Here is a 14,201-nt window from a genome sequence, read left to right as displayed (position 1 = left end):
GCCGTGTGCCTCCCTTGTGGTTCCACAACTGTGGTTCTACAACACGGTGGAGTCTCCGCCCACGTAGTGAAAGCCGGGCCGTGGATGCATCAGGAAGTCGTGGTGCGAGATGTTCCACGCGTACGCGCCCGCCAGCGCGAACACCACCCGGTCCCCCACCCGTAGCTCCCCCACCAACGCCCGCCGCGCCAGCACGTCCTTCGGTGTGCAGAGCTGGCCGACCAGGGTCACCGGCTCGTCCCGTACGCCGGGGCGTGGCCACGGGTGGGTCCAGGTGTCGGCTGGGAGCACGGCGAAGGGGTGGTCGTGGCATTTGGCGGCGGGGGTTCGCATGTGGTGGGTGCCGCCGCGCAGGACGGCGAAGGGTTCGCCGCCACTGTGCTTGAGGTCGAGGACTTCGGTGACGTACCAGCCGCAGTAGACGGTCAGCGCCCGGCCCGGCTCGATCCGCAGGGTGAGTTCCGGGTTCCGCTCGGCGATTTCGGCCAGGCCCCTGCCGTACGCGGCCCAGTCGAAGCGGCGGTCGGGGCGGGCGTAGTCGACGCTCATGCCACCGCCCACGTTCACCTCGGTGAGCCGCAGGCCGTGGCGGGCGGAGAGGTCGCGCGTCCAGTCGGTGATTCGGGTGGCGACCGCGAGGAGGGCGGCGGCGTCGAGGCCGCTGGCGAGGTGGGCGTGGATACCGCGCAGGCGAAGGGGGCCGCCCGGCGTCAGCAGGGGGAGGCAGCGCTCTGCGATGTGGTCGGGGTCGAGGCCGAAGGGGCTGGGGCGGCCGCCCATGGCGAGGGCGGCGGCGCCCAGCGCGTCGTCGGCGACGGGGAGGTTGACGCGCAGCAGGATGTCGACCGTGCGGCCCTGTTCGTCGGCGAGGGCGGCCAGTTGGCGCAGCTCGTGCTCGCTCTCGACGTGGAAGCGCTCCACGCCCAGCTTCAGCGCGCGGCGCAGCTCCGCCTCAGTCTTGCCCGGCCCGCCGAAGGCCAGCGGGTGGCCGGAGACGGCCTCGCGGACGTGTGCCGACTCGCCGCCGGAGGACACCTCGTAGCCGGTGACGTGGGGGGCGAGGGCGCGCAGGATCTCGGGGGCCGGGTTGGCCTTCGCCGCGTAGTACAGCTCGACGGCGGGCGGCAGGGCGGCCCGTACGGCCCGGGCGTGTTCGGCGAGGGCGGTGAGGTCGTAGACGTACGCGGGGAGGTCGTCGCCGGGCAGGGTGTCGGCGAGGGCGGCCACGGAGCCCGTGCGGGGTGCAGTGGCGGGCTCGGTGGTCATCGGGGGCTCCCGGGGGCTACGACGCAGGCCGCCTCGGACAGCAGGTCGGAGGCGAGCGGGCTGGCGATGCGGACATAACCCGCGTGGCGGTCGGCCTTGCGGGCCCAGCGGGTGAGGAGGTTGGCCTTGGCCGGCAGCGGGACACCCGCGGTCAGGGCGCGGAGGGCGGGCGGGTCGTCGTGTGCCGCGCCACGCTCGTCCAGGACCCGGCGGACCGCCGACCACAACTCGGGCTCCAGGTGCGGATGGCGGTCGGCGAGGGCGGCCAGCATCTCGGCGAGGTGGTTGACCAGCAGGCAGTACACGACGCGGTCCCAGCCGCGCTCGCGGTCGTACGTCATGGGGCCGGCCAGAGCGGGCGGCAGCGCGGCGAGGGCCGCCGCGTGGTGTTCCGGCAGCAGCTTGGTGCCTTCGAGGTCGCGGAAGAGGACCTGGCGCGGCAGGCCGGAGGGGTCGACGCCGACGACGACGTTCTGGAGGTGGGGTTCGAGGACGACGCCGTGGTCGAAGTAGGCGGCCAGGACGGGCGGTACGAGCAGCGCCAGATACGCCTCCCACCAGGCGAGCGCGTGTCCGGGCCCGGTGTCGCCGAGGAGTTGGGCGACCCGCGCCCCGCCGGGGGCGGGGTACTCGTCGGCGACGGCCGCCGCGAGCAGCCCGGTGAGCCCGGGGCGCAGCCGGGCGGCGAGCCCTTCGCGCACGATCACCCCGAAGCCCTCGATCAACTCCAGTTCGCCGCCCAGGTCCAGCGTCCGGTACGCGGGCTCGCGCAGCAGCGCGGCGCCCGGGAAGCGGGCGGCCAGGTCGGCGGCGACCGGCTCCAGCAGCCGGGTCAGGGCCACCGCCCCGGACAGCTCGTACTCGGCGTTCTTGCGCAGGCAGTTGGTGATCCGGACGTTGAGGCTGAACTTCAGGAAGTCCCGTCCGTCGTAGAGCGTGCGGACGGACGCGGTGGGCGCGAAGTCCGGCCCGCCGGGGCCCAGGTCCAGGACATCGCCGCGGGCGACCGCCGCCCGCAGCGCGGGGTGGTCGCGCAGCATGGCGTACTGCCAGGGGTGCACGGGCAGCAGACGGTAGCCGTCGGGCACGGGGCGCTGCCGGTCGAGGGGTGCGAGGGCCACGGTGGACACTGCCTCCTCGCGTACGTGTTCTCGGCGTACGGCGAGGTGGTGGAGGGGGAAGCGGGCGCCGGTCTCGGGGGCGAAGCGGGCCCAGGATTCGGCGCTGCCGGAGCGGGCCTTGGGGGTGGGGTGGAAGCGGTGGCCGAACAGCAGCGACTGTTCGGAGGCGAGGTAGGTGAGGTGCGGGTCGCCGCCGGTGTGGTGGTGCGGGGCCGCGCCCGTACGCTCCTGGCTCTCCAGGGCCACCGTGACGCCCGCGTGGCTGGAGGCCACCTGCTCCAGGAACTCGTCGTTGCGCACCCCGGTGCGCAGCCGCAGCTCCCGGTGGATGTACTCGGCGAGCGTACGCCAGGACACCTCGGCCCACGCACCGTCCCGCTCCTCGGTGACCGGGCCGGTGAACCGGTGTGCGCCGATGAGGGAGGTGCGGCGCAGCGCGGCGCGCAGCAGCACACCGCAGCGGGGCAGCCGCAGCCGCAGGTGGCCGTCGGCCACGACGGTCTGGTGTTCCGGTCCGGACACCTCGCGGAGCAGGCAGTTGAGGAGGGTGTGGGCGACGACGTGATCGGCACGGGCATCTGTGCGGATGGATGTGGTCATGGGGCGACTCCAGCGGGGGTGGAGGTGGCGGGGGGCGCGGCGCTCATCGGCCGCGGGCAAGGTGGCCCGGGAGGAGGTAGTTGGGCCCGGTGACGTAGTGCTTGTTGATGTCGGCGGCCCCGGAGCGCTGCTTGGTGAACAGGCTGCCCGCGGTGACCATGGCCTTGACCGGCAGCCGCTCCGCGTCCAGGACGAGGGCGCGCAGCACGGCGCCGGGCGCGCCGGGCCGGTCGTTTCCCAGCCGGTCGAGCCGGTCAATGGCTTCGGCGAGCCGGTCGCGTATCAGCCGCAGCAGCGTGTCCAGCGGGGCCCGGCCGAGCCGGGCGAGCTCGAAGGCGAGGACACCGGCGCACAGATGCACGGTGATGGTGGCGAACACATCGGCGACCGGTACGTCGCCGTCGTCGTCGGTCAGGATCCGGTGGTCGTCGAATCCCCCCAGGAGGCGCGCGGCCTCGTCACCGCCGAGGGCGTCCACCAGCCGGGCGGGGTGGACACGCGGGCCGTCGTGGTCCTTGAGCAGCAGCCGTACGCGGGGGCGGCCGTGCTCGGCGTCGAGGACGAGAGAGGTGTTCTGCTGGTGTGACTCCAGCGCGACGCCGTACGCGAAGAGCGTGGTGTGCACGTCGAACAGCAGGGTGAGGTAGGCGTCGAGCAGCGCGAACAGGTCGCCGCCGCAGTAGCGGGCGGCGAGGGTGTCGACGATGAGCCCGGTTCCGGGCGCGGCTCCTGGCGCGGGGCTGAGCAGCGCCGCCAGCGGCACGACCTGGCAGCCGTCGAGGCCGGGCGGGTAGCGCCGTACGAGCGTGGCCAGAAACTCGTGCCCGGCGTGCAGATACGTACCCTCGTCGGCGAGCAGCACGCCCCCCGCCACCCGCGGCTCACGCGCGAGCACCGCCTCCGTGAGCCGCTGCCCCGCGTGGCCGTCGGCGAGTGTTCCTGGCTTGATGGTGCGGCGGTTGCGCGCGCCCAGGGTGGCGGTGGCGAGCGGCAGTTTGAGGTGGATGAGCGGGTCGTCGTTGACGGCGACAGTACGCATGGAGAGCGTGGGCCGTACGTCGAGCCACGCGTCGTCGGCGAGGTGGGCCCGGTCCGTGAGGTGGGTGGCGCGCAGACCGATGGCCGACGCGCGGGGTGCGCTCAGCGGATGAACCGGGAAGGCGAGATGGCTGTCGTCCAGGCCACCCGGCAGGCCCAGCGCCCCGGGTGTCGGCCACCAGTCGGGCAGCCGCGCCGTATCACCGGCCACCGCCTCGCGCGGGAGCGCGGCCCACCGCAGCCGGAAGGAGGGGTGGAACTCGGGCGCGTGAGCGCGTTGTTCGGCGTCGCTCAGGGCGAGGCGGGCGCGGCCGGTGGGGTAGACGGGGTGGTCGCGGAAGGCGGCCAACGTGTCGTACGCCAGCGACCCACGCACCCCCGCCCACTGCCGGGCGGGCTCGCCACCGTAGGCGGCGACAAGCCGCTCGACGACGCGGGGGCGGATGTCGGCGTGCAGCCGCATGGCGTCCAGCGTGCGGCGGCACTCGACGACGAAGGCGTCGTAGAGGCCCCGGTCGTCGGGGTCGGCGGCGTGGCGGAGGCGGGCGAGGACCGCGTCGAGGGTGGTGAGGACGACCACTCGCGGCGGCGCGACGGCGGGATGGGCGGCGCGCGAGGCGCCGGGCCCGACGCCGGGCCGGGCGTCAGGACCGGCCTCAGGACCGGCGTCGGCGCGGGGCGCCGCGCCGCCCGCCTCGTCGGCCGACAACAGCCCGCCGCCGTGGGAGGCGGGCGCGGCCCCTCCGCCCGGCTCTGCCTCCACCAACAACCGGGCCGGCCGCCGGACCCGGATCTCGCACTGGAAGCTGTCCGGTTCGACCGGCAGCAGCACTCCCCCGCCGTCCGTGAGGACGACCCGCAGCCATTCGCCGTCGGCACGCCGTACGGTGTGGGCGCGGCTGCGCAGCCCGTACGCGTCTTCCCTCAGCAGCGTGTCGAGGACACGCGCCAGCAGATCCGCCTCGAAGACGTCAGCGGCGCTCATAGTGTCCGCCGCTTCCTCATCCGCGCGGATCATGGCGCGATCACCCACTCGCCGGCCGCCAGGAACCCGGCCACCGCCTCGTCGATCCGCCGCTGATCGGTCCCCGTGGCGCGGAGTACGCCGAGGAAGTCGCGGTTGGTGCCGTAGAGCGGGTGTTCCTCGCCGATCTCGCGCAGCGGGCGGTAGTCGAGCCGTACGCCGTCGCGGACGTGGACGCTCGCCGCGGGGGCGGTGGCCAGGCGGCCGGGGCGGTCGGCCATGACGTACTCCATGCGGACCCTGCCGTCGGTGCGGGCGCCGAGGTCGGTGGGGAGGGGGGCGCCGAGGTGGGTGCGGAGGATGTGCTCGAAGAGGGGGATGGCGAGGAGTTCGGCGAGTACGAGGTCGCACTGGTCGCCTATGGCGCGGTAGTTGACCTCGATGAGGCGGGCGCGGTCGCCCTGGACCACGTACTCGGTGTGGCAGGCGCCGAACCCCACGCCCAGCGCCCGCAGCTGGTCCAGCACCTGGCCGGTGTGCGGCTCGGGCGGGGCAGGGAGCAGTTCGAGGCGTTCCTCGATGAAGTACGGGGGCGCGGAGATGTCGGTGCGGAAGGCCGCGAGGGTGTGCAGAGTACGGCCGTCCCCGATGGTCTCCAGCGTCTGCAGCGGGCCGTCAAGGAACTCCTCGACCACCAGATACGCCTCGGGCCGCCGCGTACGTATCTCCCGGACGCGTTCGGCCAGTTCGTCCGCGTCGGCGACGAGCACCACGTCCTCGCTGGCCACGCCCTCGCGCGGCTTGAGCACGCAGGGGTAGGGCACGCCGGGGCCGACGAGGCGGGGGTGGTCGGAGGGGTCCTGGTCGGGGGCGAGTTCGGCGCACCAGAGGGTGTCGACGCCGGCGGCGGCGAGGCCGCGGCGCAGCTCGGCCTTGTTCTTGGTGCGCAGGGCGGCGCGCCAGTCCTTGCCGGGCAGGCCGAAGTAGTCGGCGGCGAGGGCGGCTTGGACTTGGAGGTGGTCGCTGTTGGTGAAGATCGCGACGGGGCGGGCCTGGTCGCCGGCCTCCGACATATCAGCGGAGATTCGGCCGATGACCTCGCGGAAGTCCCGGACGTCGCAGTGTGCGATGTCGAGCTCGGGCAGCACGCCCCCGGCCGACGTATGGCGCTCGTACGCGCGCCGGTGCGCGTCGGGCTGGTCGGTGAGGAGGGTGACGGCGAGGCCGAGCCGGGCCGCGGCGGGGAGGAAGCCCTCGGTGACGGAGTCGGTGGGGTTGAGGGCGAGGAGACAGAGGCGCGTCGCGGTCTCTGAGGGCAGGCCGAATGCCCCGTCTAGATCATTCTCGTTCACGACCCGAGATTAGGTTAGGCATGCCTAAGACCGCCAATTCGTCTCACCCGTCTGCTCCTTTTTGAGCCCGACGCGCCGTCAGCTCCGCGGTCAGCGCGGCAGCCCGATGCGCCGGTGCCGCGCCCGGCGGGCGGCCAGCCGCTCGTCCTGGTCCTGGGCACGGAGCGCGGCGAGCTCGGCGCCGAGGGTGTCTCCGAGACGGGCGAGGAAGGAGTCGTACGTGGTCCCCTGCGCCGCCGCGTCCTCCGGCTCCTCTTCCACGATGCGGTCGACGATGCCGTGAGCGAGCAGGTCGGCGGAGCGTACGCCCTGCCGGTCGGCTATCTCGTACGCCCGCTCGGTGGTCCGGTAGAGGATCGCGGAGGCGCCCTCGGGCGGCAGCGGGGACAGCCAGGCGTGGCGCGCCGCGAGGACCCGGTCGGCGGGGAGCAGCGCGAGCGCGGCGCCGCCCGCGCCCTGGCCGAGCAGCAGGCAGAGGGTGGGCGCGGGGAGGGTCACCATATCGGCCAGACAGCGGGCGATCTCCCCGGCGAGACCGCCCTCCTCGGCCTCCCGGCTCAGGGCCGCGCCCGCGGTGTCGACGACCGTGAGCAGCGGAAGCCCGAGCTCGGCGGCGATGCGCATGCCACGCCTCGCGGTGCGCAGTCCGGCGGGGCCGAGCGGCTGTCCCCCGCCGGGCCCGTCGGCCGCCGCGTCCCCGTGGCGCGCGGCCCGGTCGTGCCCGAGGACGACACACGGAGTCCCGCCGACGCGCGCGAGCGCGAGCAGCAGCCCCGGGTCGTGCTCCCCCGCGCCCGTACCGCTGAGGGGACTCACATCCTCGGCAGCGGCGCGCAACAAGTCCCGCACCCCGGGCCGCTCCCCCCGCCGCGACCGCCGAATCGACTCCTCAGCACTGGGCCCACCGCGCCCGGGGTCCGCCCCCGCCTCCAGCCCTGTCCCGGCGGCAGGGCCGGACGGCTCTGCCGCCGGGACAGCCCCGTTCGCCACAGCGGCAGCGTCCCCGCACAGAACCCGCAGCACCCGCGCCGCCACCTCCGACAGCCGCTCGGGTGGGAGGACCGCGTCGACCAGGCCGTGGGCCATCAGGTTCTCCGCGACCTGGACGCCCGGCGGGAATTCCTCCCCGTACAGCGCCTCGTGCACCCGCGGCCCCAGGAAGCCGATGAGCGCGCCCGGCTCGGCGGCGGTGACGTGTCCCAGCGAGCCCCAGGAGGCGAGTACTCCGCCCGTCGTGGGGTGGCGCAGATGGACGAGGTAGGGCAGACCGGCGGCCTTGTGGTCGGTGATCGCCGCGGCGACCTTGACCATCTGCAGAAACGCGACCGTGCCCTCCTGCATCCGCGTACCGCCGGACGCGGGCACGGCGAGGAGGGGCAGTTGCTCCGCCGTCGCCCGTTCCACGGCGCGTACCAGCCGCTCCCCCGACGCGACGCCGATCGACCCGGCGAGGAAGCGGAACTCGCAGGCCACGATGGCCACCCGCCGTCCCTCGATACGGCCCTCGCCCGTGATGACGGACTCGTCGAGACCGGTGCGCTCGCGGGCCCGCTCCAGGTCGGCCCGGTAGTCGGGGTCGTCCGTCGTGATGTCGACCGGCTCGTCCCAGCGGCGCCAGCTGCCGGGGTCGACGACGGTCTCGATCAGCTCGAGGGCTGATGTGCGGGGGTTCGTTCCGGTCATGGTCACACCCTGCCACGGGGAACAGGGCTGCCGACAAGGGTGGTCTCAATCATCCTGGGCATGTGCTAACTTTTTTTGGCATGTGCAGGGTTTCGCTATGACTACCTCGGTGCCGAGCGGCGAGCCGCGCGATCTCAGCGGCGACGAACTGGTGCGCGTGCTGGCGACGCTGGCCAATCCGCACCGCCTGCGGGTCGTCGCCGCGCTCTCGCGGGAGCGCATGTATGTGAGCGAGCTGGCCCGCGCGCTGGGCATCAGCCGGGCGCTGCTCCAGGTCCATCTGCGCAAGTTGGAGGCGGCCGGACTGGTGACGGCCCGGGTCGAAGTGTCGGAGGACGGCAAGGCCATGAAGTTCTACGAGGTCAACCGGTTCGCGATCCAGCTGACACCGGAGACCGTCGAGGCCGCGGAGCGGACGCTGACCCCGCCGGGCGACGGCCCGGACGAGCAGAAGACGAAGGGATCGAAGTGATGGATGGACACGACTGGACCGAGGTCGTCGGGGCCTTCGGCCTCTTCGCCCTGGTGACCACGGTGCTCACGACGGTCATCTGGCAGTTCGCGGCGACTCGGCGCGCGAAGGTCCAGGTGGTGCGGGAGCTGGAGTACCGCAAGCTCGCCGAGAGCGCGACCGCCGCGCAGCAGGCTACGGACGAGCGGCTGAAGGAGATCAGCGAGCGGCTGGCGGAGATGCAGGGCCGGATGGATTCGCTGGAGCGCATCCTCCAGACCGTCGAATAGGCAGACCGTCGAATAGGCCATCAAGACATACGACGCGGGTCCTGGGCCGTCGAGCGGCAACTCGACGGCCCAGGTGAAGGAAGAAGCATCACCTCGCCCATGGGCGAGTTCTCACGGATACGTCCCTTCGTGGAAAGGACAGCAGCTCATGCTGCGCAAAAGCAAGTCACGGCAGAGGGCCGACGGACCGGGCGGGGGCCCGGACGGAAGCCCCGATGGGGCATCCGGCCGGGCCGCGCTGGTGGAGCGGGTCGCGGGGTGGTCCGTCCGCCATCGGGCCCTGGCGATCGCGGGCTGGTTCGCGCTGGTGGTCGTGGCGGTCCTGGCGAGCGCGGTCATACCGGGCGATACGGCGGACAGCACCGACCCCGGTGAGTCCGGCCGCGCGGGCCGGGTACTGGACGCGCAGCAGAAGTATCCGCCGCCCCAGGAGAACGTCCTGGTCCAGACCCGCACGCAGGACGCGGTACGGCCCTTCGCCGAGAGCCCGGAGCTGCGCCGCGCCACCCAGGACCTGGTCACGACGCTGCGCCGCACCCCCGGCACGGTCACCGCGGTCCGCTCCCCGCTGGGGCGCGACGGAAGCCGGCTGGTGTCGAAGGACGGCCGTTCCGGTCTGGTCACCTTCACCATGGCGGGGGCCGAGGAGCAGTGGTCCGGGCACTACGAGGCCGCGACCGAGGCGGTGAGGACCGTACAGGCCCGCCACCCCCGGGTACGGCTCGCGCAGGCGGGCGACAGGAGCCTGTCGCGTGTGGTGGACGAGGGCATCAAGGGTGACTTCAAGCGGGCCGAGTTCTTCTCGCTTCCGCTCACCGTGGTGATTCTGCTGGTGGTGTTCGGGTCGCTGATCGCCGCCGCGATCCCGCTGCTGCTGGCGGCCACCACGGTCGTCGCCACCTTCGGCTTCCTCCAGGTGCTCGCCCACTGGGTGCCGGTGAACAGCGCCACGTCCTCCATGGTGCTGCTGATCGGCGTGGCGGTGGGCGTCGACTACTCGCTGTTCTATCTGCGCCGGGCGCGCGAGGAGCGCGCGGCCGGGCACGACGTCGCGGAGGCGCTGCGGATCACGGCGCGCACCTCGGGGCGGGTGGTGGTGGTCTCGGGTCTGACGGTGATGCTGTGTCTGGTCGGGCTGCTGTTCACGGGTCTTGACAACTTCAAGGGGCTGACGACCGGCGCGGTGCTGGTGGTCGGGGTCGCGATGGTCGGCTCGGTGACCGTACTGCCCGCCCTGCTGGCCGCGCTGGGGCACCGGGTGGACAAGGCGCGTCTCCCGTGGGTGGGCCGCCGCCGGACCGCGGCGGACCGGTCCCGGGCCTGGGCGGCGGTGGCCCGCGCGGTGGTGCGGCGCCCGCTGGTGTGGGGCGGCTCGGCGGCGTTGGCGCTGCTGGTGCTCGCGCTGCCCGCGCTGGGGATGCATCTGCAGGACGCGGCGGTGACCGACAGCCTGTCGCGGAAGGTGCCGACGGTGGACGCGGCGGTCCGGATGCAGGAGGCGTTCCCGGGCGCCCCGTCCCCCGCGTCGGTGGTGATCTGGGGGAAGCGGGATCCGGGCGCCGTGGACAGCCCGGCGGTACGGAAGGCCGTGGAGAGCCTGCACCAGCGGGCCGCGGCGAGCGGCGGGGCGCTGAACGAGCCCATCTCGGCCACCAAGGTGGGCCGGGCGCTGGTGGTACGGGTGCCGCTGGCGAGCTTCGGCACCGATGACGTGGCGAACCGGGCGCTGGAGACGCTGCGTAAGCGGACACTGCCCGCCGCGCTGGGCGAGGCGGGCAGAGCTGACAGCGAGACCGACGGCGGAATCGACTTCGCGGTCGCCGGCAAGACGGCCTTCGCGTACGACTTCACCAACCGGATCACCGACCGCACCCCGTACGTCTTCGCCTTCGTGCTGCTGCTGGCCTTCGTGCTGCTGGTCGTCGCGTTCCGCTCGCCGGCCGTCGCGCTGATGTCGATCGTGCTGAACCTGCTGTCGATCGGCGCCGCTTACGGGGTGCTGACCTGGGTGTTCCAGGACGGTCACCTGAGTTCGGCGCTCGACTTCACCTCGTACGGCGGGGTGGTCGGCTGGCTGCCGCTGTTCATGTTCGTCATCCTCTTCGGGCTGAGCATGGACTACCACATCTTTGTGCTCAGCCGGATCCGCGAGCGCCGGCTCGCCGGGGAGGCGACGCGCGAGGCGGTGGTGGGGGGCGTCGCGTCCGGTGCGGGCGTGGTCACCAGCGCGGCCGTCATCATGACCGCGGCCTTCAGCGTCTTCGTCGTGCTGTCCGCGATCGAGTACAAGATGATGGGCGTCGGTCTGGCGGTGGCCGTCCTCATCGACGCGACGCTCGTCCGCGGGGTGCTGCTGCCCGCCGCGATCACGCTGCTCGGGCGGAGGTCGTTCCCGCAGACGTCACTCCAGGCGTCACTCCAGGCGTCACTCCAGGGGCGCGATCGCCTCGCCCGCCACATGCTGGTAGATGATCGAACTGCGGAAGTCGACCACCTCCCGGCGCCCTGAGAAACGGTCCATGAGGAAGGCGTGCAGCCGGTCAACGTCCGGCACCGCGACATGGACGAGGAAGTCGTCGCCGCCCGCGACGACATACACGGACAGCACCTCGGGGAGGGTCATCAGATACGTCTTGAAGCCCTCGATGACCTCCCGGCTCAGCGGCCGGATACGCACCGAGAGCAGCGCCTGCACCGGACGGTTCAGGGCGCGCAGGTCGACCGTCGCGCGATAGCCGGTGATCACCCCGCGCTCCCGCAGGCCGCGCACCCGCTCCAGACAGGTGGAGGGGGCGATGCCGAGGGTGCGGGCGAGGTCGCGGTTGGTCTGCCGTGCGTCGCGCTGCAGTTCGCGGACGATCGCCGTATCAAGTTCGTCCATGGGGCCTCTCCGGACCGGCTAACCGAATTTCATTCGGTTAGCCGGTCAGCTCATCGGTGTTTCGGCTAGCTTCCCGAGCCGTGACCGTACAACGTACTCGTACTTCCGTTCCCCCACGTCCGCCGCGTCCGCCCCGTTCCTCGCGTCCGGCTGCCCGGTCGGGCGGTCGCCGGCTCGGGATCGGCGGCGGCACCGCGCTGTACGCGGGCGCCGTCCTCGGCCCCGGTGTGCTCGCGCTGCCCGCGCTCGCCGCCGCTGCCGCCGGCCCGGCCTCGGTGCTGGCCTGGGTCGCGCTGCTGGCGACCAGCGTCCCGGTCGCCGCCTGCTTCGCCGCCCTCGGCGCCCGGTTCCCCGACGGGGGCGGGGTTGCGACGTATGTCCACCGGGCCTTCGGGCCACGGGCGGCGGCGATCGTCGGATGGTGGTTCTTCGGGGTGGTGCCGGTCGGGGTGGTCGCGGGCGCCTGGATCGGCGGCCAGTACACCGCGGCCGCGGCGGGCCTTGGCGATACGGGCACGGCGGCCGTGGCCGGGCTGGTGCTGGCGGCGGCCTTCGCCGCGAACCTCGGCGGGCTGCATCTGTCCAGCCGGGTACAGCTGCTGTTCGTGGGGCTGCTGGCGGCGCTGCTGCTGGCCGCGGTCCTGGCGGCGGTGCCGCATCTGCGCGCCGCGCACTTCACGCCCTTCATGCCGGGCGGCTGGAGTTCGGTCGGCTCGGCGGCCGGGGTGCTCTTCTTCGCCTTCGTGGGGTGGGAGGCGGCCAGCCATCTGTCCGCCGAGTTCGCCGATCCGCGCCGGGACCTGCCACGGGTCACCGCGCTCACCCTCGCCGTGATCACCGTGCTGTACCTGGGGCTCTCGCTGGCGACGGTCGGCGCGCTCGGCCCCGCCGCCGCGACCACGGACACCCCGCTGACCGAACTGCTGGCGCGGAGCGTGGGCGGCGCGGCCCGGCCGGTGGCCGCGGTCGCGGCCCTGTTCCTCACCTTCGGCGCCGTCAACGCCTACCTGGCGGGCGCGGCCCGGCTCGGCGCCGCCCTCGCCCGCGACGGCGCGGCGCCCCGGTGGCTGGCCCGGGGCGGCGGGCCCGGCGAGGTGCCGCGGCGCAGCCTGGCCGTACTGGCCGGCGCGTGCGCCCCGGTCGGGGCGGTGGCGGCGACGGGCGCGGCCGACCTCGACCGGCTGATGCGCGCCACCTCCACCTGTCTCGCCGCGGTCACGCTGGCGGGGCTGCTGGCGGCGCTTGCGCTGCTTCCGCGCCGAACTCCGCTGTGGGGGGCGGCGGCTGGCAGCGCGGCCGTCGTCTCCACCGTGCTCGCCCTCTCCGGGTCGCTGTTGCTGATCCCGCTGGCGCTGGCCGGCGCCGCGCTCTGCTTCCAGGCCGTCGCCCACCGGCACCGCGCCCGGGGGTGACTGGCGGCCCGCCCGAGGGTGACCGGCATCCCGGCCGAGGGTGGCCGATGGCCCGCCCGAGGGTGATCGGCGGCTCAGCTCTCGGTGCCCGACGCGCCCGCCGCGTCCACCGCGCCCGCCTGCGCGGCGTCGAGCGCCGCCGTCAGCCGCTGCAGCCGGGCGCGCAGATCGACCACGTCCTCCGCGTCCAGGCCGCTGGCCTGGATGATCTGGAGCGGCACGGCCCGGGCGGGCTCCCGCAGCGCCTCCCCCTCGGCCGTCAGCCGGATCGAGACCGAGCGCTCGTCGTGGAGGCTGCGCTCACGCTGGACGAAGCCCGCCGCCTGGAGGCGCTTGAGGAGCGGCGAGAGGGTACCCGAGTCCAGGCGCAGGAACTCCCCGAGCTTCTTGACCGGCATCTCGCCGTGCTCCCACAGCACCAGCATCACCAGGTACTGCGGATAGGTCAGCTCGATATCGCGCAGGACCCGCCGGTAGACGCTGCCGAAGGCGCGCGAGGCGGCGTGCAGGGCGAAGCAGACCTGCAGGTCCAGACGGAGCAGATCGTCGGCGGCTGCGGTCTCTGTCGGGTTCGGGGCCGGGGCGGGGGCCGGCGCGGGCTGGTGCGACATGTGCCTAGGGTACCTCTTAGTTGTGCACAACTTAATTGTGTGCTCTACTTCCGTCATGACGGAGCGCACGACGGCGCGCCGCAGGATCCGAAAGGGATGGTCTTCATGGACGCGCTCTACACCGCGGTGGCCACGGCCAACGGACGCGACGGCCGGGCGGTGAGCTCCGACAAGCAGCTCGACCTGGCGCTGGCCATGCCCCCGGAGCTGGGCGGAAGCGGCCAGGGCACCAACCCCGAGCAGCTGTTCGCCGCGGGCTACGCGGCCTGCTTCGCCAGTGCGCTCGGGCTGGTCGGCCGCCAGGCGAAGGTCGACACCAAGGACATCTCCGTCACCGCCGAGGTCGGCATCGGCAAGGACGAGTCGGACGGCGGTTTCGGGCTGAAGGTCACCCTGCGCGTCGAGCTGCCCGAGGAGCTTGAGGGCGAGACCGGCCGCAGCCTGGTCGAGCAGGCGCACCAGGTGTGCCCGTACTCGAAGGCGACCCGGGGCAACATCGCCGTCGAGCTGATCGCCGAGTAGCCGTAGCCGT

The 14,201-nt window shown here is 73.4% G+C and carries 12 protein-coding genes; 5 read left to right on the top strand and 7 right to left on the bottom strand.

Annotated elements, in window-relative coordinates; genetic code table 11:
• Nucleotides 1–36: 36 nt before the first annotated feature.
• The 5 genes from ACH4U7_RS37655 to ACH4U7_RS37635 all read right to left on the bottom strand — a co-directional run bounded on the left by ACH4U7_RS37655 (nucleotide 37) and on the right by ACH4U7_RS37635 (nucleotide 8,024).
• Complete coding sequence (locus ACH4U7_RS37655) at nucleotides 37–1,266, bottom strand: type III PLP-dependent enzyme (protein ID WP_398532265.1); 1,230 nt, start codon at nucleotides 1,264–1,266, stop codon at nucleotides 37–39.
• Nucleotides 1,263–2,987, bottom strand: coding sequence for an IucA/IucC family protein (locus tag ACH4U7_RS37650; RefSeq protein WP_398532264.1), 1,725 nt, complete (start codon nucleotides 2,985–2,987; stop codon nucleotides 1,263–1,265). The genes ACH4U7_RS37655 and ACH4U7_RS37650 overlap by 4 nt, the downstream gene beginning before the upstream one ends.
• A 43-nt stretch (nucleotides 2,988–3,030) precedes the next feature.
• On the bottom strand, nucleotides 3,031–5,010 hold the full coding sequence (locus ACH4U7_RS37645) for an IucA/IucC family protein (protein ID WP_398532263.1): 1,980 nt from the start codon (nucleotides 5,008–5,010) through the stop codon (nucleotides 3,031–3,033).
• Between the two features lie 29 nt (nucleotides 5,011–5,039).
• Nucleotides 5,040–6,341 (bottom strand): acetyl-CoA carboxylase biotin carboxylase subunit family protein, encoded by a 1,302-nt coding sequence (locus ACH4U7_RS37640; RefSeq protein ID WP_398532262.1) that lies wholly within the window; start codon nucleotides 6,339–6,341, stop codon nucleotides 5,040–5,042.
• 90 nt (nucleotides 6,342–6,431) lie between these two features.
• Nucleotides 6,432–8,024 (bottom strand): carboxyl transferase domain-containing protein, encoded by a 1,593-nt coding sequence (locus ACH4U7_RS37635; RefSeq protein WP_398532261.1) that lies wholly within the window; start codon nucleotides 8,022–8,024, stop codon nucleotides 6,432–6,434.
• 97 nt (nucleotides 8,025–8,121) lie between these two features.
• Between ACH4U7_RS37635 and ACH4U7_RS37630 the strand changes: the two genes are divergently transcribed.
• The 3 genes from ACH4U7_RS37630 to ACH4U7_RS37620 all read left to right on the top strand — a co-directional run bounded on the left by ACH4U7_RS37630 (nucleotide 8,122) and on the right by ACH4U7_RS37620 (nucleotide 11,274).
• On the top strand, nucleotides 8,122–8,496 hold the full coding sequence (locus ACH4U7_RS37630) for an ArsR/SmtB family transcription factor (RefSeq protein WP_398532260.1): 375 nt from the start codon (nucleotides 8,122–8,124) through the stop codon (nucleotides 8,494–8,496).
• Nucleotides 8,496–8,765, top strand: coding sequence for a hypothetical protein (locus ACH4U7_RS37625; protein WP_014180856.1), 270 nt, complete (start codon nucleotides 8,496–8,498; stop codon nucleotides 8,763–8,765). Before ACH4U7_RS37630 ends, ACH4U7_RS37625 begins: the two co-directional genes overlap by 1 nt.
• A 148-nt stretch (nucleotides 8,766–8,913) precedes the next feature.
• Nucleotides 8,914–11,274 carry an MMPL family transporter gene (locus ACH4U7_RS37620; RefSeq protein WP_398532259.1) on the top strand — a complete coding sequence of 787 codons (2,361 nt, stop codon included), beginning with the start codon at nucleotides 8,914–8,916 and terminating at the stop codon, nucleotides 11,272–11,274.
• Here ACH4U7_RS37620 and ACH4U7_RS37615 read toward each other — a convergent pair.
• Nucleotides 11,191–11,646, bottom strand: a complete 456-nt coding sequence (locus ACH4U7_RS37615; protein WP_398532258.1) for an Lrp/AsnC family transcriptional regulator — start codon at nucleotides 11,644–11,646, stop codon at nucleotides 11,191–11,193. The two genes, ACH4U7_RS37620 and ACH4U7_RS37615, sit on opposite strands and share 84 nt — an antisense overlap.
• An 80-nt stretch (nucleotides 11,647–11,726) precedes the next feature.
• On the opposite strand from ACH4U7_RS37615, the gene ACH4U7_RS37610 reads away from it, so the two are divergent.
• On the top strand, nucleotides 11,727–13,058 hold the full coding sequence (locus ACH4U7_RS37610; protein WP_398532257.1) for an APC family permease: 1,332 nt from the start codon (nucleotides 11,727–11,729) through the stop codon (nucleotides 13,056–13,058).
• A gap of 74 nt (nucleotides 13,059–13,132) precedes the next feature.
• Here ACH4U7_RS37610 and ACH4U7_RS37605 read toward each other — a convergent pair whose 3' ends face one another.
• Nucleotides 13,133–13,669 (bottom strand): MarR family winged helix-turn-helix transcriptional regulator, encoded by a 537-nt coding sequence (locus ACH4U7_RS37605; protein ID WP_398532256.1) that lies wholly within the window; start codon nucleotides 13,667–13,669, stop codon nucleotides 13,133–13,135.
• Nucleotides 13,670–13,774: 105 nt separating this feature from the next.
• Between ACH4U7_RS37605 and ACH4U7_RS37600 the strand changes: the two genes are divergently transcribed.
• Nucleotides 13,775–14,191 (top strand): organic hydroperoxide resistance protein, encoded by a 417-nt coding sequence (locus ACH4U7_RS37600; protein WP_089513347.1) that lies wholly within the window; start codon nucleotides 13,775–13,777, stop codon nucleotides 14,189–14,191.
• Nucleotides 14,192–14,201 lie beyond the last annotated feature (10 nt).

The sequence above is a fragment of the Streptomyces sp. NPDC020845 genome (assembly GCF_044334165.1).
Classification (GTDB): domain Bacteria; phylum Actinomycetota; class Actinomycetes; order Streptomycetales; family Streptomycetaceae; genus Streptomyces.
The sequence above is the reverse complement of the archived record's forward strand: the minus strand, read 5'-3'. Positions and strand labels throughout refer to the sequence as shown.

Coding starts and splice junctions, on each gene's coding strand:
- ACH4U7_RS37600 (WP_089513347.1), top strand. CDS start 13,775: ATGGACGCGCTCTACACCGCGGTGGCCACGGCCAACGGACGCGACGGC.
- ACH4U7_RS37605 (WP_398532256.1), bottom strand. CDS start 13,669: ATGTCGCACCAGCCCGCGCCGGCCCCCGCCCCGGCCCCGAACCCGACA.
- ACH4U7_RS37635 (WP_398532261.1), bottom strand. CDS start 8,024: ATGACCGGAACGAACCCCCGCACATCAGCCCTCGAGCTGATCGAGACC.
- ACH4U7_RS37645 (WP_398532263.1), bottom strand. CDS start 5,010: ATGAGCGCCGCTGACGTCTTCGAGGCGGATCTGCTGGCGCGTGTCCTC.
- ACH4U7_RS37630 (WP_398532260.1), top strand. CDS start 8,122: ATGACTACCTCGGTGCCGAGCGGCGAGCCGCGCGATCTCAGCGGCGAC.
- ACH4U7_RS37650 (WP_398532264.1), bottom strand. CDS start 2,987: ATGACCACATCCATCCGCACAGATGCCCGTGCCGATCACGTCGTCGCC.
- ACH4U7_RS37620 (WP_398532259.1), top strand. CDS start 8,914: ATGCTGCGCAAAAGCAAGTCACGGCAGAGGGCCGACGGACCGGGCGGG.
- ACH4U7_RS37615 (WP_398532258.1), bottom strand. CDS start 11,646: ATGGACGAACTTGATACGGCGATCGTCCGCGAACTGCAGCGCGACGCA.
- ACH4U7_RS37655 (WP_398532265.1), bottom strand. CDS start 1,266: ATGACCACCGAGCCCGCCACTGCACCCCGCACGGGCTCCGTGGCCGCC.
- ACH4U7_RS37625 (WP_014180856.1), top strand. CDS start 8,496: ATGGATGGACACGACTGGACCGAGGTCGTCGGGGCCTTCGGCCTCTTC.